The organism is Mesorhizobium loti R88b (genome assembly GCF_013170845.1).
GTDB lineage: Bacteria > Pseudomonadota > Alphaproteobacteria > Rhizobiales > Rhizobiaceae > Mesorhizobium > Mesorhizobium loti_B.
This window is the reverse complement of sequence record NZ_CP033367.1, coordinates 6,034,286-6,055,368: the sequence shown is the minus strand read 5'-3', so window position 1 is coordinate 6,055,368 and position 21,083 is coordinate 6,034,286. Positions and strand designations below refer to the sequence as shown.

Genomic DNA, 21,083 nt, shown 5'->3' with positions numbered 1-21,083 from the left:
ATCAACCCGCCTTTGCCATCTGCATCAGGGTAACGCGCTGCTGAAGCCGGCGCTGCGCCTGGTCGACGACGACGGCGACGATGATGACAAGCCCCTTGATCACCATCTGCCAGAAGGAGCTCACGCCCATCATCACCAGCCCGTCCGACAGGATGCCGATGACGAAGGCGCCGACGATGGTGCCGCCGATCGTGCCGCGGCCGCCAGACATCGAGGTGCCGCCAAGCACTGCCGCGGCAATAGCATTCAACTCGAAGCTTTCGCCCGTCGCCGGATGCGAGGCCATCAGCTCCGACGAGATGATCAGGCCGACGATCGCCGCGCAGAAGCCGGAGAACATGTAGACGAACATCTTGACCATGTTGACGCGCACGCCCGAGATGCGTGCCGCGCGCTCATTGCCGCCGACGGCGAAGATGTGGCGGCCGAGCGGCGTGTACCGGGCGAGATAGGCGGCACCCAGTGCCACCACGATCAGCATCCAGATCGAGACGGGCAGGCCGGCGAGCCGGCCGGCGCCAAGGAAGCCGAAGCCGGTGGTGCCGAGTTCCGGCTTGCCAACCAGATTGGGGAAGGTGCGCCCGTCCGAAGACAGCAGCGCCAGGCCGCGCGCCACATAGAGCACGCCGAGCGTGGCGATAAAGGGGGCGACATTGAGCCTGGTGATCAGCAATCCGTTGACGGCGCCGATCAATATGCCGACCAGCAGCGTGATCAATGCGATCTCGACCACGTTGAAATAGATGGTGTAGCCGATCTGCAGATCGATGCCGTTGAGCACGAGATAGCCGGCCACCATGCCGCACAGGCCGACGATCGAACCGACCGAAAGGTCGATTCCGCCGGTGATGATGACAAAGGTCATGCCCATGGCGAGGAAGGCGTTGAGCGCCACGTGCTTGGCCATCAGGATCAGATTGGCGGCCGACAGGAAGTTCGGCGCCGCGATGGAGAAGAACACCAGCACGGCGATCAGTGCGATGAAGGTCCTGAGCTTCATCAGCGTCAGCAGCGCGGAGCCGCTGGAGGCCGAAGAGTGAGCTGCCCTGGCCGGAATGTCAGTCATCAGCGTTGCTTTCCATGTCGGGGGGCAAGATGTGCGGGGGCAAGAGGTGCAGGTCCGTGGCCGAGCGCCGATGCGGCGACGATCGCGGCTTCCGTTGCCTCGGCGCGGTCGAACATGCCGGTCAGTTTGCCATTGCTCATCACCGCGATCCGGTCGGACAGTGCCATCACCTCGTCGAGGTCGGAGGTGGCGAAGAGGATGCCCAGCCCATCCCGCGACAGCTTGCGCATGGTGCGGAAGACGTCGGCCTTGGCGCCGACATCGATGCCGCGGCTCGGCTCGTCCATCAAAAGCACCTTCGGTCCGGTGAGCAGCGCCTTGCCGATCACCACCTTTTGCTGGTTGCCGCCAGACAGCGACGAGACCTCTTGCGCCGGGTCGGCGACCTTGATCGCGAGCTCCCGTACCATCTGCACCACGGCCTGCCGCTCGGCGCCGCCTCGGATGTGGAACAGGGTGACGAAGCGCGACAGGCTCGCCAATGTCAAATTGCTGGCGACGGAGAGAATCGACACCAGGCCCTCGCGCTGGCGGTCTTCCGGGATCAGCGCCAGCCCGCGCTTGATGCGCCGCGTCGTGTCGCGTTCCCTGATATGGTTTCCCTCGATGAAGATCTTGCCGCTGGCATGGCCATGGCGGCCCATGATGCAGTCGAACAGCTCGCTGCGCCCGGCGCCCATCAGGCCGTAGATGCCCAAAATCTCGCCGGCGCGCAGCGACAGCGAGACGTGGTCGACCGCCAGTCCGCCGGTGGCGCGCGGCAGGCAGATGTCCTCGGCGCGGAAAATCTCTTCGCCCGGCACATGGCCGTCGGCCTTGGCGAAATCCTTGGCGTCCGAGCCGATCATCTGCCGCACGATCCATTGCGTGTCGACGTTTTTCACGTCCTCCTGGCCGGTGATGCGGCCATCGCGCAGCACGGTGATGTAGTCACCGATGCGGATGAGTTCCTCGAGCCGGTGCGAGATATAGACGATCGCCACGCCACGCGCCTTGAGGTCGGCGATCACCTTGAACAGGATCTCGACTTCAGCGGCGCTTAGCGCCGAGGTCGGCTCGTCCATGATCAGGATGCGCGCGTCGAGCGAGACGGCCTTGGCGATCTCGACCAATTGCTGCTGGCCGATGCGCAGATCCTCGACCAGCATGTCCGGCCGGATACCGGCTTCGAGCCGATCGAGGAATTCACCGGCCCGCCGTTCCTGCTCCTTGCGGTCGATCTTGCGAAACCGGTTGGTGATCTCGCGCGTGGCGAAAATGTTCTCGGCAACCGTCATGTTGCCGAACAGGTTCAATTCCTGGAACACCATGCCGATGCCACGGTTCACCGCGTCACCCGAGGACGAGAACGAAACCTCCCTGCCGTCGAGCAGGATGCGACCGGCCGTCGGCTGCTCGACGCCGGCGATGATCTTCATCAGCGTCGATTTGCCGGCGCCGTTCTCACCGACCAGCACATTGACCGCGCCCTTGCGCACCTCGAAATTGGCCTGCTTGACCGCGACGGTGCCGGCATAGACTTTCGAGACGTCTTCCAGCTTCAGGATGATTTCGTGACCGGCCGACATGTTCATGGCTTCGGCCCGATCTCGGCCTCCGCCGGGGTCACCAGCGGCAGGTCCTGGCCGCCTTCGATCGTATAGGCGCCGAGCACCTTGGCGGTGCGGCCCTCCAGCGCCTCGCGCGGCAGCTTCGACAGCACGGTCTTGTCGGCATAGGCATTGAACGCCTTGCCGAACTGGGCGAAGTCGATCTGGTTGGTGAAATCGTTGAACTGGACGAAGTCGAGGCTGTCGCGCAGTGCGGTTCCGCGTATCGCCGGCCCGATCTGCACCCGCGCATCCGCCTTGCCGTCACCATCGACGTCGATATCCATCGTTGCCGCGCGCGACTGCGTGTTGGCGGCAACGATCTTGCCCTCGACGCGGACCGCGAAGGTCCATGGCGAATTCGCTTGTTTCTTGGGGTTGCCGTATTTGGCGCCGGCTGCCGCCTGATCGGTCTTCGCCAGCGCATGGACCTCGGCAAACGGCCCGGCCTTCTGCAGCAGGTACGGGATGACCTTCGCCACCCAGATATCCTCGACCATCTTATCCGGGTTGAAGCCGGACGCATTGGCGCCGTCTTGCGCGGAGGGCGTCGGCAGAATCTTGCAGGCACTGAGGCTGATGCCGGCGAGCGCGACAAGTGTCAGCCAGGTCAACTTCTTCGGCATCGCGGTCAAGCATCCCAGGGAAACGGAGACGAGGGACGAACCCCGGGTTCGCCCCTCGCGGATTGCATTGCGCCGGCTCAGTTCTTCAGCGCGAAGGTTTCCAGCTTGGCGGCATTGTCGCCATTGACCAGCACGCAGTCCATCAGCTGCTTTTCCTTCTCCGGCGACTTCTTGTTCTTGATGAACTCGTTGGCCTGTTCGACCGCCATCTGCGCCTGGGCATAGGCCGGCTGCAGCACCGTGGCCTTGATGCCGCCCGAGGTGATGGAGTCGCGCACGTCGTTCGAGCCGTCGAAGCCGACGACGATGACATCCTTGCGGTTCGCGGCGGCGAGCGCCGCATAGGCACCCATCGCCATCGTGTCGTTGCCGGAGATGACGCCCTTGATGTCCGGGTTGGCCTGCAGGATCGATTCCATCTTGGAATAGGCCTCGGTCTGGCTCCAGTTGGCAGACTGCTGGGCGACCATCTTCAGGTCTGGATAGTCGTTGATGACGTCATGATAGCCCTTGGAGCGGATGCCGGCATTGGTGTCGGATTCCTTGCCGACCAGCTCGACGAAATTGCCCTTTTCGCCCATCAGCTTGACGAACTCCTGTGCGCCGAGCTGGGCGCCCTGGTAGTTGTTGGAGACGATCTGCGCCACGGCGACGCCGGTGGCGTTGATCTCGCGGTCGATCAGGAAGGAGGGGATGCCGGCGTCCTTGGCTTTCTGCACGGCGGCGACGGTGGCGTCGGCTCCGGCATTGTCGAGGATGATCGCCTTGGCGCCACGGCCAATCGCGGTGTCGATCAGTTCGGACTGCTTGTTGGCGTCGTCATCATGGACCAGCACCAGGGCCTCGTAGCCAAGTTCCTTGGCCTTTGCCTCGGCGCCGACGGCTTCCGCCTTGAAGAACGGGTTGTCGTGCGACGGGGTGATGATGGCGATCAGGTCAGCCGCGAAGGCCGGTGCCGCCGTGCCAAGTGCCAGTACGCCGGCGAAAGCCGCAAGCGTCATTCTGCGAGTGAGTTTCATGAAGTCCTCCCGTTGAAAAAACATCGCCTCGACCAACCGAGGCCTTGTCTGCATTTGAATTCATCAGGCAGTGCGGGCAGCACAGGCTCGGTCAGGCAAAGCCGCTTGCCGACTTTCCAACCGAACCGATTTTCGCTCCCCGTTCCTCGCCATCCTCCGCTCGTCCCGGCTTCAATCCGAGCGCGGGAGCAGCTTAGCCAACTGGTATGATGAGTCAATCACTAATTAAGGTGATCTGTATCTGACGGGTTGATGTTCTTCCTTCTCCCTTTGAGGGAGAAGGGAAATCCGAGCCCGCCCTCTCAAGTGATGCGCTGGATGCTGGCGGCGATTTCTTCCGGCTCGAAGACGCGCTTCCAGTCGTCACGCATCAGCACTGGCTTGCCGAATTCGATGGCCTTGTTGCAGGCATCGGAGAACACGCCCTTGGTCTCGCCGAAGATGACGGCGCCGAGCACATTCATGTGGCCGAGCAGGAAATCTAGCGCCGCCTGCCGGTCGACGCCGCGCGCCACGACCTCGTCGAGCGCTTCCTTCATGACGACGAGCAGCGAAGCGCACACCGTTTCCGACAGGCCGGGCTCCAGCAGCGCCATGTGTTCGACCGTGACGCGGTGCGAGCGCATCACCGGCGCCCAGATGATCTGGGCGATCTTCTCGCCCTTGGCGTAGTCTTCCTCAGGTCCTTGCATCAGGGCACTGACAAAATGCTGCTTGGCTTTGACGCCGCCGAAAAAGTCCTTCTTGGCGGCCATATCGGTCTCGTCATTGAAGATCGGCGGGTGGCAGGGATGGGTGACGAAATAGGTGAGATCGGGACGATCAGGCAGATGCCCGGCGAACGGTGCCGCCGCATCGAGCACAACGACCATTGTGCCTGCCGCAAGCTTGCTTTCGATGCTGGTGGCGACCTTGCCGATATGCGTGTCCGGCACCGCCAGGATCACCACATCGGCCCCTTCAAGCGCCTCATCGACGCCGATCGCGTCGAAGCCCAGACCGGTTTTCAGCCGCTCCTTGCCCGCCTCGCTGATCTCGACATGGCGGATCGTGTAGTCCGATCCGCGAAAATTGGTCGACAGGCGGTAGCCCATTTTCCCGCCCGCACCGAACAGCGCAATCGTTGTCATCTGGCCTTGCTCCTTGATCCATAGGCGATCGTCTTGCGATCGTCATCTTATATACTGGTATGATCACTCTACCAGAATTTGGCAAGAGGAATCATTGGTTGTGGTCGTCACTTCGACTGGGACGCGGCAGCGCCTGGCTCTGTCTTCGCCGCCGCGGCGGCCGTGGGATCGACAATGGCGCGGCGCGCCAATGCCTGTCGCCCCGCCAGCGCCAGGACGAAGATGACGACGATGCCCTGGACGATATCCTGGGCGCCGGGAGGCAGCCCGATGATCTGCATGGTGGTGACGATCAGGATGAGCAGGATGCTGGCGAACAGGGTGCCGAGCGCGGTCGCCGAGCCGCCGAAGATCAGCGTGCCGCCGAGCACCACGGCGGCGATCGACTGCAGCAGATAGGGCTGGCCCATTTCGAGGAAGGCGCCGCCGATATAGGCGCCGAGCAGCAGGCCGTCGAGCGAGGCCAGCACCGAAGAGATGATGAACGCCGCCGCGATCACCCAGCCGTTGTTGATGGCGGCGAGCCGGGCGGCCGCGCGGTTCTGGCCGACCGCCGACAGAAGTTGTCCGAACACGGTGTAGCGCAGCACGAAGGAGGCTGCCGCCACGCCGAGAATGGCAATGATGGCCATGATCGGAACACCCGAGATGCGGCCCGTCGCCAGACCTTTCAACGCCGGGCTGACGGCAAAACCGGGTATCGCGCGGTTCGACAGCAGCGTCGCGGTCGCCAGCACATAGCCTGTCGCGAGCGTCGCGATGATCGCCGGAATGCCGAGGCCGACGACGAGCAACGAATTGAGCAGGCCTACCGCGAGTCCGAGCAGGACGGCAGCGGCGACACCAATGGCGAGGTTGGCATCCTGGCCCTTGATGGTCAGCAGCGCGACGAAGGCGCTGAGCGTGATCACCGAAGCGACGGAGAGGTCGATGTTGCCGCGCCCGGTGGTGACGACGAACATCTGGCCGATGCCGACGACCGTCAGGAACGAGGCCGACAGGATGATGCCCGACAGGCTGGACAGGCTGAACCGGTTGGTGACCACGGAGAGCACCAGCCAGAGCAGAAGCACCCCGATCGCCGCCCAGATCCAGCGGTTTTTCTGGGCCCAGAACGTGAAGGCGGACAGCGCATTCATTGTTCGCTCCCGCGATCAGCGGTCAGCCCGCGCAACGTCAGCAAGGCAATGAGGATCAGCCCTTGCGTGGCGGCGTTGAAGTCGCTGCTGACATTGAGCGTGCCGAGCAGCGCGCCGATCAGCGACAGCGTCACCGCGCCGGCGATGGCGCCGACCGGGGAGACGATGCCGCCGAGCAGCGAGCAGCCGCCCATCACCACGGCGGCGACGCTGAGCAGCGTGAACGAATTGCCGGAATTGATGTCGCTTGCCGTGTTGATCGCCGTCAGCGACAGGCCGGCGGCCGCCGCGAACAGCCCGGCGATGAGATAGCGCACCAGCGCGTAGCGTGTCGGCGACCAGCCCGAGCGGATCATCGCGGTGGGATTGTTGCCGAAGCCGCGCAGCACCACGCCGAGCGGCAGCCGGTCGATCACCAGCACCACCAGGGCGACCGCCGCGATGAGGATGATGGACGTCGGCAGGAAGTCGAGCGACCAGCCGAACAGCGCCGTCAGCCATTCAGGACTGGCGCCGCCCGGCGTCGGCTGCAGCGCATAGCCCAGCCCCACCCAGATGAAGGAGGCGCCGAGCGTGACGACAATGGCCGGGATCTTGCGCGCCTGGATCAACCCACCAAGACCGGCATAAGCGGCGACCGCAGCCAAAAGCGCCAACGCGCCAAGCCATGGCTGATCGTAGAGCAGTGTGGCGCTGAGCACGCTGACCAAGCCTGCGAAAGCGCCGACGCCGAGATCGATTTCGCTGCCGCCGACGATGAACATCTGCGCCGCCGTCACCAGCACCAGCGACAGCGCTGGCATCAGCAGCAGGTCGAGCCCGAAGATCGAGGCGACCGCCGGATTGGCCGAAATCATCACCGCCAGCACGGCGGCGAGGCCGATGAAAGGGGCCGCGTTCACCAGCCTGCGGGCAAGCGCGACTGCGCCTGCCTTGCCCTGCGCGGCGTCTGCGCGCTTGTCCGCTTGCTGGACGAACGATGCCCCGACGATTGCCGCTTCGGTGATCGCTGCGCCGGTCAGTTCCTTGACGATCCGCCCGCCGGCAAAGACCAGCACGCGGTCGCAGGCCAGCAGTTCGGCGTCCTCGGTCGTGTGCCAGACAAGTGTCCGTCCGCTCCGCGCGATGTCGTTGCAGAGCCGGTAGAAATCCTGCTTGGTGGCGATGTCGACGCCGCGCGTCGGATCGTCGAGCAGGATGATCGGCGTATCGGCAACGAGCGCGCGGGCAACCAGCGCCTTCTGCTGGTTGCCGCCGCTCAGCTCCAGAATGTTGGACCCGAAGCGGTTTTCGTCGAGCCGCAGCCGGCCGGCAGCGTCCGCTGCGGCCGCGCGGTTGACCCGGTCCGAGACCAGGCTCAGCGCCGGGCGGCGCGCAAGGCTGCCGATTGAGATATTGCCCAGCACGCTCCACAGCGGGAATACCCCTTCTTTCTGACGGTCGCCGGCGATGAAGCCGACTTCGCTGGTCCTGGTGACGGCGGCATCCTGTCCAGGCTTGAAGATGGCATGCAGCAGGTCCTTCTGGCCGCTGCCTTCGAGCCCCGCCAGTCCGACGATCTCACCGCGCGCGATCTCGATGTCACGGCCCAGTTCGGATGTCAGGGCTCCGGACAGCCGCACCAGAGCGCCTCCGGTGCTGGTGACGTTGGCGCCATGTTGGTGGGCCGGATTGGTGTCGCCACCCATGAGTTGCACCAGCTTTCCGATCGACGTATCCGCCACGTCGCCGCGCCAGGCAGTGCGTCCGTTGCGCAGCACCACCACTTGCGCGGCGATGTCGATGATCTCCTGCAGCTTGTGGCTGATGAAGATGAAGGCGAGGCCCGCCTTGGCCCGCTCGCGGATGAAAGCCCGCAGCTGCCTGGAGCGATCGAGATCCAGCGAGGAGGTCGGCTCGTCGAGAACGATGAGCCTGACGCTGGGTGTCGCGGCGGCGCGCGCAATCTCGACCATCTGCCGTTCGGCGATGGACAACTGGCCGACTTCCGCATCCACATCGATGCCGTTGCCGGGAAAGACCGCGTCCAGCGCCGAGCGTGCGCGGCCTCTGTAAAGCCTCCGCCAGCGCGGCCGGCTTGCCGCGTCCTGCGGCGTCTCCAGAAAGAAGTTCTCGGCAACCGACAGGTTGGCGCACAGCGACAGTTCCTGATGCACCATGCGGATGCCGCGCCGTTGCGCTTCCGCCGCGTTGTAGTCGGCGAAATCAAGCGCCTGACCGGCGAAGGAGATCGAGCCCAGCGTCGGCCACATGGTGCCGCAGAGAATGCGCATCAGCGTCGACTTGCCGGCGCCGTTGCCGCCGACGAGGCCGATGATCTCGCCGGCCGAAACGGCGAGGTCGATCTCGGCATTCGCCAGCGTCGGCCCGAAACTCTTGGTGATCCGCGCAAGCGAGACGATTTCCTGCCGGGTCGCAGCAGCAGGCGCCATGGCGCCTGCACGCCCCTGATCGGCAACGGCAAGGTGGGACATTCGTCCTCCGTTTCTTCACGGCAAAGGATCGGGCGCGCCATTTCGGCGCCCGACCCATGCGCTGGTCGCGTTACTTGCTCAGCAGGTTCTGCTTGACCCAGTCGAGCGAATAGCTGGGGCTGATGATCTGGCCGCCCGGCAGCTTGGCGTATTCCTTGAGGTTGCTGGCATCGACGGTCGCGACAGGCATGATCATCATCTTGGGTGCCTTGGCGCCCTTGAGCAGGGACAGGCCGAGCCAGAAAGCAGCGCCGCCAATGCCGGGCGTCGTGTTCATCGAGACCGTCTGGTAGCCGTTCTTGGCGTTCTCGTCGGCCCACCATTTGACGAAATCGGTGCCGCCGCCGCCTTCGATGATCGGCATCTTGCCGGCATAGTCGCCGCCATATTGGACAAAGGCCTGGGCGATGCCGACATCGTCGCTGCCACCTTGGCCGAGCACCGCATCGACATGCGGCAGCGAGGGCAGGACATTGGCGATGGCGGCCTGCGCCACCGAGGCGGTCGCCTGGCCATAGACGGTCGCGACAACCTTGATATCGGGATATTTCGCCAGCACCGACTGCTGGGCGTTGAACATGTCGTTGTCCGGGGCCGAGCCCTTGACGCCGCGTACCTGGATGACATTGCCCTTGCCGTCGAGCATCTTGAAGACGGCCTCGGCCTGGGTCGCCTTGTAGCCCTTGAAGTCGAAATTGAGCTGGTAGTTGCAAGGCGCCGAGGCGACTGAATCGAAGGACACGACGATGATGCCGGCCTTGCAGGCTTTTTCGATGATGCCGTTGACCGCGGTTTCCGAGGCGGCATCGACGGCGAGCACATCAACCTTCTTGAGGATCAGTTCGGCGATCTGGCTGTTCTGCTGCGCCACCGAGCCGTCGCCGTTCATGACGATATAGTCGGAGATCTGCCCGGCGGCCTTTGCTTCCTTGGCGGAGGCTTCGAAGGCTTCCACCATCTGATGCCGCCAGGTGTTGCCGTAATAGGCGTTGGTCAGCGCTATGACGGGTGCGTCCGATGACGCCATTGCCGGCAGCACAGACACGCTCCCCAGCGCGGCGCTGGCAAGCGCCGCCACGATTGCAAACTTCATGATACTTCCTCCCAAAAATACCGGCCAACACGGTCGGCTTGCATGCCATTCCGTTACGGCGCCTCATTCGAGAGACACCATACCATCTACATGTTATACCAGCATACCAAATAGGCAAGCCGGTACCGGAACCCACTTTGATGCATTGACGAGAGCGAAACGCAGCCGATCGTTTCGTCTTCCTTGCCTTTGGCCAGTCGGGCCGGTTCACGCCGGCTAGGTGATGGCGTTCGGGAGAGCATGTCTGGCTGTCGGAACGGATCGCGCCTTAGAAGTCGGCGACCTTCCCCCAGGCCGAAGCGTCGAAGCGCCTGGGATCATAGGATTGCGGATCGACGATCGGTTCGGAGCCAGTCATCAGATCGGCGACGAGGTGCCCGGCGCCGGGCCCGATGCCGAAGCCATGCCCCGAGAACCCGGCAGCCAGGAAGAAACCAGGAACGGTATTGATCTCGCCGATGGCAGGCACGCCGTCCGGCGTGCTGTCGATGTAGCCGGCCCAGGTCGCGCTGATCCTGGTCTGGCGCAGTGCCGGCAGCAGCTCGAGCGCCCGGGCGTGGGCCAGGCGGATGGTCGCCTGGTCAGGAACCGGATCGAGGATGCGCATCCGCTCCATCGGCGTCGGCTGGTCGAGCCGCCAGTGTCGGAGCGTTTCGTGGCCCGAGCGCATGCCCTGCAGGCCGCCGGGTGCGAGGCTGCGCCACCGCTTCAGGAACATGGGCAGGAACTGCGAGGAGAAGCGCAACTGCTGCGGCGTCACGTCCACACGCCCGCGTCCACTTATAGCGAGCGTGTAGCCTCCGTCGCCGCGACGCGTGACCGAAATACTTGCCGTGTGCAGCGCATCCGGCAGACCCACCGCGCCTGGCGAGACGGACAGGATGGAGGAGCGAATCGACGCCTGCGGAAAACGGAACGCGAACTGCCGGCAAAAGGAGGAGGCCCAAGCGCCGCCGGCCAGCACCGCCACCTTGGTCCGGATCGTTCCGCTTTCGGTGACCACACCGCTCAGGCGTCCGCCTTCGGTCTCGATACCGCGCGCGGCGCAATTCTGGTGCACGGAGCCGCCGAACTTGAGGATGGCGCGGGCGACCGCGGGCGCGGCCCGCGACGGATCGGCGGTGCCGTCGGTCGGCGAGAATACGCCGCCCCTCCAGGTCCGGCCCGTGGCGCGGCCCCGCTCGCTGGCTTCGGCGCTGTCGAGCATGTGCGTGGTGACGCCGGCCGTCCTGGCGAAGTCACGCCATCGTGCCCAGCCAGCCAGTTCCGCCTCGTCATTGCTGAGATAGAGCAGGCCGCAGCGGCGGAAGCCGGTGTCTTCGCCAGTTTTTGCCGCAAAGCTGCCCCACAGATCGATGCTTCTTGTCGCCATCGGCAACTCGCGCGCGTCGCGGTTCTGCTGGCGGCACCATCCCCAGTTCCGCGAGGACTGCTCGGCGCCGATGCGGCCCTTTTCGACAAGCGCGACCTTCATGCCACGCCGTGCCAGGTAATAGGCCGCGAAGATGCCGACGATGCCGCCGCCGATCACCACCGCGTCCGCGGATTTCGGCAGTTCGCCGGATGTCTCGATTTGCTGCAGTGGTGCGCGCATGGTGTCTCTGCCTTGAAGCGCCAATCTACCGTGTTGCGCAGGCAGCCGCTGCCGCAGTTGCGGCCGAAGCAGAATTTTATTCCGTACGTTCGGGTAAAATCGGGAGCCGCTGCGTTCCAAAGCGCTGTCCGCTTGGATGGACAGGCCAATGGGCTGTGGTAATGTCGATGGCTGTTGGTACGGCAGCATTTTGTGCTGCTGCATACGTTCTGCGGAGACGGCCATGAAACTGGATCGGATCGATATCAAAATTCTTCACGAATTGCAGAAGAACGGCCGCATTACCAACGTGGAACTGGCTGAGCTGGTTCATCTGTCGCCGAGCCCTTGCCTGATGCGGGTCAAGAGACTGCAATCGGAGGGCTACATTGAGGGCTATTCCGCGCAGATCAATATCGGCAAGCTTGGCCAGACGCTGACCGTGTTCACCGAAATCACCTTGAAGAACCACCGCCAGGTGGACTTCGCCCGGTTTCTCGCTGTCGTGGAGAAGATCGACCAGGTCATCGAATGCCATCTGGTCTCGGGTGGCTATGACTATCTGATGAAATTCGTGACCGCCGGCATAGCCGAGTACCAGACCATCATGGAGCGGCTGACCGACATGGATATCGGCATCGACAAGTATTTCAGCTTCGTCGTGCTGAAGTCCCCCATCGTCAAGGCACACATGCCGCTGCCCAGCCTGTTTCCGCGGTAAGGCTCCGCCGTTTTCAGTCTTTGCTTTGATGCATGTCGTTGCCCCAGAACCGTGCACACTTCTAGGCGACATGCATTGGTTTTGACGCAATTCCGGACGGAAAACCGTTCACACTTTTCCTGGAATTACTCTAGCGGTGGCCGTACTGGCTCACGAGCTCGGGGTCGCGGACGAGGCCATCGAGCCACGTCGGGTCAAGCTTCGGAACGGAGGAGAACAGAAGCTTGGAATAGGGGTGGGTGGGCGCCTGCAGTCTGTCGGGCGTGATCTGCTCCACCCGCTGCCCATTATACATGACCATGATTTCGTCGCAGATCGCTTCGACGACGGAGAGGTCATGGCTGATGAAAATGTAGGAAAGGCCTAACTCGCGCTGCAGCTCCTTGAGCAGCTCTATCACCGCGGCCGCCACCACCGTGTCGAGCGCCGAAGTGATTTCGTCGCAGATGATGAGCTTGGGGTCGGCCGCCAAAGCGCGCGCGAAGTTCACGCGCTGCTTCTGGCCGCCGGAGAGCTCTGACGGATGGCGGTAGCGCAGGCCCCTCGGCAGGCGGACCATGTCGAGCAGCTCGTCGACGCGCTTCGAGCGCGCCTGCCTGTCGAGCCGGTGATAGAAGGCCAACGGGCGGGAGATGATGTCCTCCACCGGCTTGGCTGGATTGAGCGCGGTGTCGGCATATTGGAACACGATCTGCATCTCGCGCAGATGGTCCTGGCTGCGCTTCCCCGCGGTGCGCTCCAGCTCCCTGCCGTCGAAAATGATGTCGCCGGCCGCCGCCGGATGGATGCCGGCGATGACGCGCGCCAGCGTCGATTTTCCGCAGCCGGATTCGCCGATGACGCCGAGATTGCGTCCCTTCTCGACGATCAGGCTGACGGAATCGACAGCGCGGATAAGCGGCAGCCCGTCAGCCCGCACCGCGCCATAGCCGGCCGTCACATTGTCGATGCGCAGCAGCTGTTTCGTCCCGGCATCCGCGTCCGCATGGGCCTGCCGCGGCTTGGGTTCGAAGGCGGCCAGCAGTTCGCGCGTGTAGGGATGCTGAGCAGCCGAAAGGATTGCCGCGGTGGTGCCGGTCTCCTGCACTTCGCCGCCTTTCAACACGACGATGCGGTCGGCGATCTGGGCGACGACCGCGAGATCGTGGGAAACGTAGACCCCAGCTATTCCGCCCGCCCGCATGACCGACTTGAAGGCCTTCAGCACGTCGATCTGCGTCGTTACGTCGAGTGCCGTCGTCGGCTCGTCGAAGATCATCAGCTTGGGATCGCCGATGAGCGCCATGGCCGCCGCCAGCCGCTGCAACTGCCCGCCCGAAACCTGGTGCGGATAACGCGCGCCGATCCCTTCCGGATCCGGCAACGACAAGGCCCGGAAGAGCTCGACCGCGCGCTTTCGCGCCTGCTCGGGCGGCATCAGGCCGTGGATGCGCGTGACCTCGATCACCTGCTCCATGATGGTGGACGAGGGGTTGAAGGCGGCGGCGGCACTTTGCGGAACATAGGCAATGTCGGTGCCGCGCAATTTGGCGCGTTGCTTTTCGGAAAGTGCCGCCATGTTCTTGCCGTTGACATTGATCTCGCCGCCGATGATCCGGCAGCCAGGCCGCGCATAGCCCATCAGCGAGAGCGCGATCGTGGTCTTGCCGGAGCCGCTCTCACCGATCAGGGCGACGATTTCGCCATCGGCGATGTCGAGGCTGACGCCCTTGATGATTTCGACGACACGACCGGCGTCGGTCGTCGCCTCAATCCTCAGGTTCCTGACCTCGACGAGATTGGTCATGCGTCCCTGTCCCTGATCTTCTGCGGCAGGTTGTCGATCAGCAGGTTGACGCTGATGGTGAGGCTGGCGATCGCCAGCGACGGAATGATGACGGCGGGCGCCGCGAAGGGCAGGCCGCCAATGTTCTCGCGCACCAGCGCGCCCCAGTCGGCGAGTGGCGGCTGCAGACCCAGCCCCAGGAAGGACAGGCCGGAGAGCAAAAGCACGATGAAGACGAAGCGCAGGCCGAAGTCGGCCAGCACCGGGCGGATGATGTTGGGCAGGATCTCTGAGCCGATGAGATAGGCTGTGCTTTCGCCGCGGACACGGGCGACGGTTATGAAGTCCATGGTGTTGATGTTGACCGCGAGCGCCCGCGCGAAGCGGTAGGCGCCCGGTATATAGATGACGGCGAGCGTCACGATCAGCGCTGGGATCGACGAGCCGACCGCCGCGACGACCACAAGGCCGAACAGCTTGCTGGGGATGGAGTTCATGGCGTCGAGGAAGCGGCTGAGGCAGCTGTCGAGCCAGCCGCCGGTGACGGCCGCGATCATCCCCAGCACGACGCCTGAGAAGCAGGCGATGCAGACGGCCGCAAGCGATATCCCGACAGTGTAGCGTGCGCCCATCAGAACCCGCGAAAGCATATCACGCCCCAGATAGTCCGAGCCGAGCCATAGGCCCTGACGCATCGGGCCGAAATAATCGTCGTCGACGATGTCGCCGATCGAATGGGGAATGATGGTGGGTGCGAAGATGGCGATCAGCGTCCACGCCAGGATGACCAGCGAGGCCACGACGCCCACGAGATTATAGCTGTGGCCCAGGAAGGATCGTCGGGAGGCTACGGCACGCGCCATCGTTATCTGAGCCTCGGGTTGGAAATGACGGCGATGATGTCGGCGGTCGTGATGAGGACGAGATAACCGAGGCAGAAGATGATCGCGCAGCTCTGGATGAGCGGAAGGTCGCGGGTCGCGACCGCGTCGACCATCAGCTTGGCAATGCCGGGATAGTTGAAGATCGTCTCCACGATGATGACGCCGCCGACCAGATAGGACAGCGACAGCGCAACCGCGTTGACGATCGGCCCGAGCGCATTGGGAAGTGCGTGCTTGAGCACCATGCGGCTGCGTGAGGCGCCTTTCAGAAGCGCCATCTCGACATAAGGTGTGGAAAGCGTCTCGATCACTGCGGCGCGCGTCATGCGGATCATCTGGGCGGAGATGACGAAGGTGAGCGTGATCACCGGCATTGCATAGATGCGCACGAGGTCGGTCAGCGAATGCGCCTCGTTGACCGAGGACAGCGCCGGCAGCCATTTGAGATAGACGGCGAAAAGCAGGACCGCCAGCGTCGCGACCATGAATTCCGGGACGGAGATGATGCCGATCGAAAGAATGGTGACGGTGCGGTCATAGAAGGAACCGCGCAACATGGCGGCGGTGATGCCCAGCGTCAGTGCCAGCGGCACCGAGAGCAGTGTGGTGATGCCGGCTAGCTTCAGGGTGTTGACGAAGCGGCCGCCGATCAGTGCCGCGACCGGCATGTCATTGGCATAGGAGGTGCCGAGGTCGCCGTGGAGCAGGCCGAGAAGCCAACGCAGGAAGCGCAGGATTGCAGGATCGTTGAGATGCATGGCATCGCGCAGGCCGGCGACGGCTTCCGGGGTCGCTGCCTGGCCGAGCAGGATCGACGCGGTGTCGCCAGGCAGCATGCTGGTGGCGAAAAACACGGCGAATAGAACGATCAGAAGCGTGACGACCGCAATCCCCAGCCGCTTCAGCACGAGGTTGAGAACCCCAGACGTCATGGAAGCGCTCCCTGCGGTTGCATTCAGCCAAACAATCTTGCGCAATGCAGTGCCGGGGACCGGCCGACCGACCCCCGGCAGGTTTCCCTCAGGCTTCGAGCCAGAGATATTCCGCCATTGCGTAGCCCATCATGCCACCAAGCGGGTTCGCCTCCAAACCCTTCACCTTGCTGGAGAGGGCATCCACGTTGGAAATGTAGGCCGGGATGATGGTGCCGGCCTCCTCGGAGACCATGGTCTGCATCTGGCCGTAGATTTCCTTGCGCTTGGCCTGGTCGAGCGAGCCGCGCGCCTCGATCATCAGCTTGTCGAACTTCTCCGACTTGTACTGGCTTTCGTTCCAGGGCGCGTTGGAGGCGTAGAGGAGCGAGAACAGGATGTCTGGCGTCGGACGTGGATTGATGTTGCCGAAATGGATCGGCGCCTTGAGCCAGTAATTGTCCCAATATCCGTCGGACGGGACGCGCTGGACGTCGAGCTTCATGCCGATGTCCGCGCCAGCGGCCTGGATGATCACCGCCATGTCGATCGACGAGGTCGCGGCATCGGAGGCGACCACGGGGATCGACTGACCGAGCAGGCCCGACTTCTGGAAGTGGAACTTGGCCTTGTCCGGGTCGAAGGCCTTCGGCTTGAGGTCGGCATTGTGGAAGATATTTGCCGGCGAGACAGGCTGGTCGTTGCCGATTTCGCCGAGGCCCCGCAATGCCGATTTGACGATCTGCTCGCGGTTGACCAGGTATTTCATGCCGGCCACGAAGTCGGCCTTGTTGCCCGGATCCATGTCGAGCCGGATGTTGAGGTCGGTGTAGTTGCCCGAGGTCGTCTTCGACAATTCGAAGCCCTGCTGGCCGCCAATGAGCTTCATCGCACGCGGATTGATCGCGGCCGCGAAATTGATGTCACCGGAAAGCAGAGCGTTGACGCGGGCGCTGTCGTCGCTGATGGCGATGAATTCGAACGAGTCCAGGTAAGGCTGGCCCGATTTCCAGTAGTTCTTGTTCTTGGTGACGACCGACCGCACGCCCGGTTCGAACGTCTGCAGCACGAAAGCGCCGGTGCCGTTGCCCTTGGAGAAGTCGGTGGTGCCGTCCGCCACGATCATGAAGTGATGCAGCGCCAGGATGGTCGGCAGGTCGGCATTCGGATCGGCCAGCGTGATTTCTACGGTCGACTTGTCGACCGCCTTGAAGCCGGTCATCTGCGCGGCGATCTTGGCGACCTTGGAACCGACCGCCGGATCGAGATGGCGCTTCATCGAGAAGACGACGTCGTCGGCGGTGAGGTCCTTGCCGTCGTGGAAGGTGACGCCCTTGCGCAGCTTCACGGTCCAGGTCTTGGCGTCCTTGCTGTCGAAGCTTTCAGCCAGCTCCATCTGCGTGACGCCATCCTTGTCGAGGAAAGTCAGGCGGTTGTAGAGCGAGCAGCAGCGGACATAGTCGGTGGACAGTGACGCCTTTGCCGGGTCGAGCGTGTCGGCGGTCGAGGACGACCAGCCTGCCGCCTTGAAGGTTCCGCCGGAAACCGGCGTGGCGGCCACGGCTTGCGTGGCACGGCCGAGCACCACGCTGCCCGCGGCAACCGCGGCGCCGCCGGCCAGCAGCATCTTGAGAAGTTCGCGGCGGCTCGCGCCCCGCCGAATGGCATTTTCGACCATGGCATCGTCTGCGCTGGTCCAGTTCGTGATCTTGTCGGTCATATCATTCCCCTTTCTGTTTGTTTTTCCGGGATGCTCGTCTTGTTGCGGCTTTCCGGGTTTGGGCTCAGGTTCGTTCCTTCAGGCTTTCCCGCACTGCCGCCGCCAACGCGGCCATTGAGGTGAAGTGGTAGTCCGGCACGGTGAAGCGCTCCGGCTCGATCGTGCCGCCATAGCCCTGCTGGGCGTGCCGGCGCTCGATCCAGCAGTTGGTCATGCCAAGCGCCCGGGATATGCCGATGTCGTGGTACTGGCTTTGCGCGACGTGCAGGATGTCGTCCTTGCTATCGCCCCGGGAAGCCACGAAATCGAAGACCTTCTGGAAATAAGCCGGGTCCGGTTTCTCCGTGCCGGTGTCGTCGGCGGTGAACGTGGCGAAGAAGGGCGATCCGAGTTGCTTCTCGAAATGATCAAGCGCCCAGCGCCGAGCGTTGGTCATGGCAACCAGCTTGTGGGATTTCGCAAGTTCGGCCAATGCTGCCGCGCTGTCGGGGAAGCCTTGCCAGACGCTGGCGGAATCTCTCAGGCGGACGCCGTATTTCTCTTCGGCCGGCAGGCCGAGCCGCGGCGCGATGACCATGTAGACACGTACGAGATCGTCGGGGAACAGGCCCGCATCGGGCATGTAGCGGGCTTTCCGATACAGGGCCAGCGCTGCTTCGCCATCAATGGACACGCCAGCGTCGGCGGCAATCCCCGCCAGGCAGGTCGTAATGCCGCCTTCGAAGTCGATCAGCGTGCCGACGACGTCGAAGCTCATATATTTGAATTCGCTGAAACCCCTGGCCAAAAATTTAGCTCTCCTCTGCGCAGGGCCGAATTACATCGTGCTGAACAGAACAAAATTCCGTGCTGTCCGGGGCGCTGGCCTTTTTCTAAAACCCGGAAACTTGGGCTTTCTGGCCTTGTCTTAAACGCAGTCTGGCACTTCCCCCGCGCTGGATTCGCCGAAAAGGCGTGAGGGCGCGGCACAAAATTGCGAAATCGTCTGTCCCGGCGCTATTTCGAAACGCGTGGTACTCGCCGCCCGTCATGCCGGGCCTGGCGGACATCGGGATCGTCCAGCGTCTGGTCGAGCGTCCGCCGCGTGCGCTCGACGATCGTATCGATTTCGGCGTCGGTGCAGCAGAGCGGCGGCGCATAGCCGAGAACCCCATGCGCAAAGGCACGGATGATCAGGCCGTTGTCCCATGCCCTGTCGAAGACACGCCGCGCCGGCATCGCCGATGCCGGAAGCGGTGTCTTCTTCTGCTTGTCGACCACCAGTTCGATCGCGGCAAGCATGCCGCGGCCGCGCACGTCGCCAACCAGCGGATGGTCCCTCAGGCCCTCCAAGCCCGCCATCAGGCGGGCGCCGGCCTTGATGCCATTCTCCAACAGGCCGTTTTCGTAAAGCTTCAACACCTCGAGTGCGACGGCGGCGCTGACGGGATGGGCGGAATAGGTGTAGCCATGGCCGATCGCCGACGCGCCCGCGCCATCGGCGATGACGTCGTAGACATGATCGGCCATGAACACGGCGCCCATGGGAACATAGCCCGAGGTCAGCCCCTTCGCGGTCGTCATGAAATCGGGAACGATGTCCTCATCGGTGCAGGCGAACAAGGGGCCTGTGCGGCCGAAGCCGGTGATCACCTCGTCGGCGATGAACAGGATGCCGTACTCCCGGCAGAGCTCGCGCATCGCCTTGATCCAGCCTTTCGGCGGAACGATGACGCCGCCCGAACCCTGGATCGGCTCGGCATAGAAGGCAGCGACCCGCTCCGGCCCGATCTCCTCGATCTTGGCCTTCAGCGCGGCGCGCGATGCGGCAATGATCGCGTTCCCGTCCTCGCCCACCGGGTTGCGATAGGGATAGGGGGAGGGGATCTTATGCTGCCATTCAAAGGGAATGCCGAAACCGGCGTGAAAGGCGGGCAGGGCGGTCAGGCCCGCGCCGACCACCGACGAGCCGTGATAACCCTGCTCGATGGAAATGAACTGGTCGCGTTGCGGCTCGCCCCTGGCATTCCAATAGTAGCGGACGAAACGGATCGTGCTGTCGACCGCGTCCGACCCGCCAAGCGTGAAAAAGACGTGATTGAGGTCGCCTGGCGCACGCTCGGCCAGCTCCGAGGCGAGCCGGATGGCCGGCTCCGAGCCGAGGTCGAAATAGGCGGTGGCGTAGGGAAGCTCGCGCATCTGCCGGGCCGCCGCTTCGACGATGCTGTCGTGGCCGTAGCCGGCATTGACGCACCATAGCCCGGCGAAACCGTCGACGAGTTGCTTGCCGGACGCATCGGTCACGGTCGCACCCTTCGCCGATTTCAAGACGCGCACGCCTTGCGCCTCATGACCACGGTATGAAGAGACCGGGTGGATGAGATGGGCGCGATCGAGTTCGATCAGGGAATTGGCGAGCATGTTGTTCTCCGACTAGCCGAGCGCCTGGTTGGCGAGGGCGTAAACTCTGGGTCTGGCCTGTTCCATGCTCGTCTTGGGTGGACGGTCCATGGCCACGCCGCCGCCAACATGGGCGAGGCCGATGTCCTCCAGCCAGCCTGCGATGCCGGTCCCGCTGCCGGTATCCACGCGCAGGAAGGCGCCGGCGCGCGGGGCGGCGAAGAAGCGGATCAGGTCTTTGGCGGCTTCGACGCTTCCCGCGATGACCGGACCGATCACCTCGCCGCGTCCGAATGGGCGGATCGCGGCATAGGCCTCGATGGCGCCGTTGCGGCGGATGACCGCGAATTGGCCGCGCTGCGCCAGCGCATCGATCAGAGTTTCTCGATCGGCGCCGTAGGCGTCGCGGTCCAGCGCCTTGATTTCCGGGAGATCAGCGGTGCCTGCGGCTTCCACGTCGTCGGGCGCACCAAGCTTGGCAACGCTGCCCTGATGTTGCCGGATCGTACCGGACGCCACGAAGCCGAGCTTTTCATAGAGAGGCATGCCGTCCGCTGTCGCGACGAGCCGCAGCGGACGGTCGCCGGCAAGGGCGAAGGCCTGATCCATCAGCCGGCGCCCGAGCCCTTTACCCCGCACAGTCCTGTCGACGATCACCATGTTGATCATGGCGCAGTCCATGCCGTAGGGGGTGACCAGGATGGTTCCGGTGACGCGGCCCTGGTCGTCGACCGCGACCGCACCGTTCGAGAGCTGCAGCGCCATCTGCCAGTCATGCGGGCGGTGCGGCCAATTCTCCTGGCGAGAAAGCGCCACGGCGCCGTCGATATGATCCGGCTCGAAGGCCTGGAGTTCGATCTCGCCCTGCTGCATGAGGCATCCCTTCCGTCTGGTGCCCAAGTCTCGGTCATCGGCGCGCCGCAGATCGCCTGAAGGCCTTGGCTCGGGCAGTATCTTTCACCGTAACGCGAGGGGTGCGCCGCATCTTGTGCTG

17 protein-coding genes are annotated in these 21,083 nt (G+C 63.8%); 1 reads left to right on the top strand and 16 read right to left on the bottom strand.

From position 1 onward, the window contains the following. Window position 1: 1 nt before the first annotated feature. The 9 genes from EB235_RS29565 to EB235_RS29525 form a co-directional block, all read right to left on the bottom strand. Complete coding sequence (locus tag EB235_RS29565; protein ID WP_027033858.1) at window positions 2-1,066, bottom strand: ABC transporter permease; 1,065 nt, start codon at window positions 1,064-1,066, stop codon at window positions 2-4. Then, complete coding sequence (locus tag EB235_RS29560; protein ID WP_051429893.1) at window positions 1,066-2,634, bottom strand: sugar ABC transporter ATP-binding protein; 1,569 nt, start codon at window positions 2,632-2,634, stop codon at window positions 1,066-1,068. Before EB235_RS29560 ends, EB235_RS29565 begins: the two co-directional genes overlap by 1 nt. A gap of 2 nt (window positions 2,635-2,636) precedes the next feature. Continuing rightward, complete coding sequence (locus EB235_RS29555) at window positions 2,637-3,281, bottom strand: DUF2291 family protein (protein ID WP_032926909.1); 645 nt, start codon at window positions 3,279-3,281, stop codon at window positions 2,637-2,639. A 77-nt stretch (window positions 3,282-3,358) separates the two neighbouring features. Continuing rightward, window positions 3,359-4,300 carry a D-ribose ABC transporter substrate-binding protein gene (locus tag EB235_RS29550; protein WP_027033861.1) on the bottom strand — a complete coding sequence of 314 codons (942 nt, stop codon included), beginning with the start codon at window positions 4,298-4,300 and terminating at the stop codon, window positions 3,359-3,361. A 302-nt stretch (window positions 4,301-4,602) separates the two neighbouring features. Next, window positions 4,603-5,430, bottom strand: coding sequence for a phosphogluconate dehydrogenase C-terminal domain-containing protein (locus tag EB235_RS29545; protein ID WP_027033862.1), 828 nt, complete (start codon window positions 5,428-5,430; stop codon window positions 4,603-4,605). Window positions 5,431-5,537: 107 nt separating this feature from the next. Next, window positions 5,538-6,569, bottom strand: a complete 1,032-nt coding sequence (locus EB235_RS29540) for an ABC transporter permease (protein ID WP_027033863.1) — start codon at window positions 6,567-6,569, stop codon at window positions 5,538-5,540. Beyond that, window positions 6,566-9,043, bottom strand: a complete 2,478-nt coding sequence (locus EB235_RS29535) for an ATP-binding cassette domain-containing protein (protein WP_027033864.1) — start codon at window positions 9,041-9,043, stop codon at window positions 6,566-6,568. Before EB235_RS29535 ends, EB235_RS29540 begins: the two co-directional genes overlap by 4 nt. Window positions 9,044-9,113: 70 nt before the next feature. Further along, window positions 9,114-10,136, bottom strand: coding sequence for an ABC transporter substrate-binding protein (locus EB235_RS29530; RefSeq protein ID WP_027033865.1), 1,023 nt, complete (start codon window positions 10,134-10,136; stop codon window positions 9,114-9,116). Window positions 10,137-10,404: 268 nt separating this feature from the next. Continuing rightward, complete coding sequence (locus EB235_RS29525) at window positions 10,405-11,730, bottom strand: NAD(P)/FAD-dependent oxidoreductase (RefSeq protein WP_027033866.1); 1,326 nt, start codon at window positions 11,728-11,730, stop codon at window positions 10,405-10,407. A 223-nt stretch (window positions 11,731-11,953) separates the two neighbouring features. On the opposite strand from EB235_RS29525, the gene EB235_RS29520 reads away from it, so the two are divergent. Continuing rightward, window positions 11,954-12,430, top strand: coding sequence for an Lrp/AsnC family transcriptional regulator (locus EB235_RS29520; RefSeq protein ID WP_027033867.1), 477 nt, complete (start codon window positions 11,954-11,956; stop codon window positions 12,428-12,430). Window positions 12,431-12,560: 130 nt separating this feature from the next. Here EB235_RS29520 and EB235_RS29515 read toward each other — a convergent pair whose 3' ends face one another. The 7 genes from EB235_RS29515 to EB235_RS29485 form a co-directional block, all read right to left on the bottom strand. After that, window positions 12,561-14,216 (bottom strand): ABC transporter ATP-binding protein, encoded by a 1,656-nt coding sequence (locus EB235_RS29515; protein ID WP_027033868.1) that lies wholly within the window; start codon window positions 14,214-14,216, stop codon window positions 12,561-12,563. Then, complete coding sequence (locus EB235_RS29510) at window positions 14,213-15,058, bottom strand: ABC transporter permease (RefSeq protein ID WP_051429808.1); 846 nt, start codon at window positions 15,056-15,058, stop codon at window positions 14,213-14,215. The genes EB235_RS29515 and EB235_RS29510 overlap by 4 nt, the downstream gene beginning before the upstream one ends. Window positions 15,059-15,060: 2 nt before the next feature. Then, window positions 15,061-16,011 carry an ABC transporter permease gene (locus tag EB235_RS29505; protein WP_027033869.1) on the bottom strand — a complete coding sequence of 317 codons (951 nt, stop codon included), beginning with the start codon at window positions 16,009-16,011 and terminating at the stop codon, window positions 15,061-15,063. Window positions 16,012-16,099: 88 nt separating this feature from the next. Then, entirely contained in the window at window positions 16,100-17,710 is a 1,611-nt protein-coding gene (locus EB235_RS29500; RefSeq protein WP_027033870.1) for an ABC transporter substrate-binding protein, read from the bottom strand. Window positions 17,711-17,774: 64 nt separating this feature from the next. Continuing rightward, window positions 17,775-18,467, bottom strand: coding sequence for an HAD-IA family hydrolase (locus EB235_RS29495; RefSeq protein ID WP_432431184.1), 693 nt, complete (start codon window positions 18,465-18,467; stop codon window positions 17,775-17,777). Window positions 18,468-18,706: 239 nt separating this feature from the next. After that, window positions 18,707-20,110, bottom strand: coding sequence for an aspartate aminotransferase family protein (locus EB235_RS29490; RefSeq protein ID WP_051429809.1), 1,404 nt, complete (start codon window positions 20,108-20,110; stop codon window positions 18,707-18,709). Window positions 20,111-20,122: 12 nt separating this feature from the next. Beyond that, window positions 20,123-20,962, bottom strand: a complete 840-nt coding sequence (locus EB235_RS29485) for a GNAT family N-acetyltransferase (protein WP_027033872.1) — start codon at window positions 20,960-20,962, stop codon at window positions 20,123-20,125. Between the last annotated feature and the right edge of the window lie 121 nt (window positions 20,963-21,083).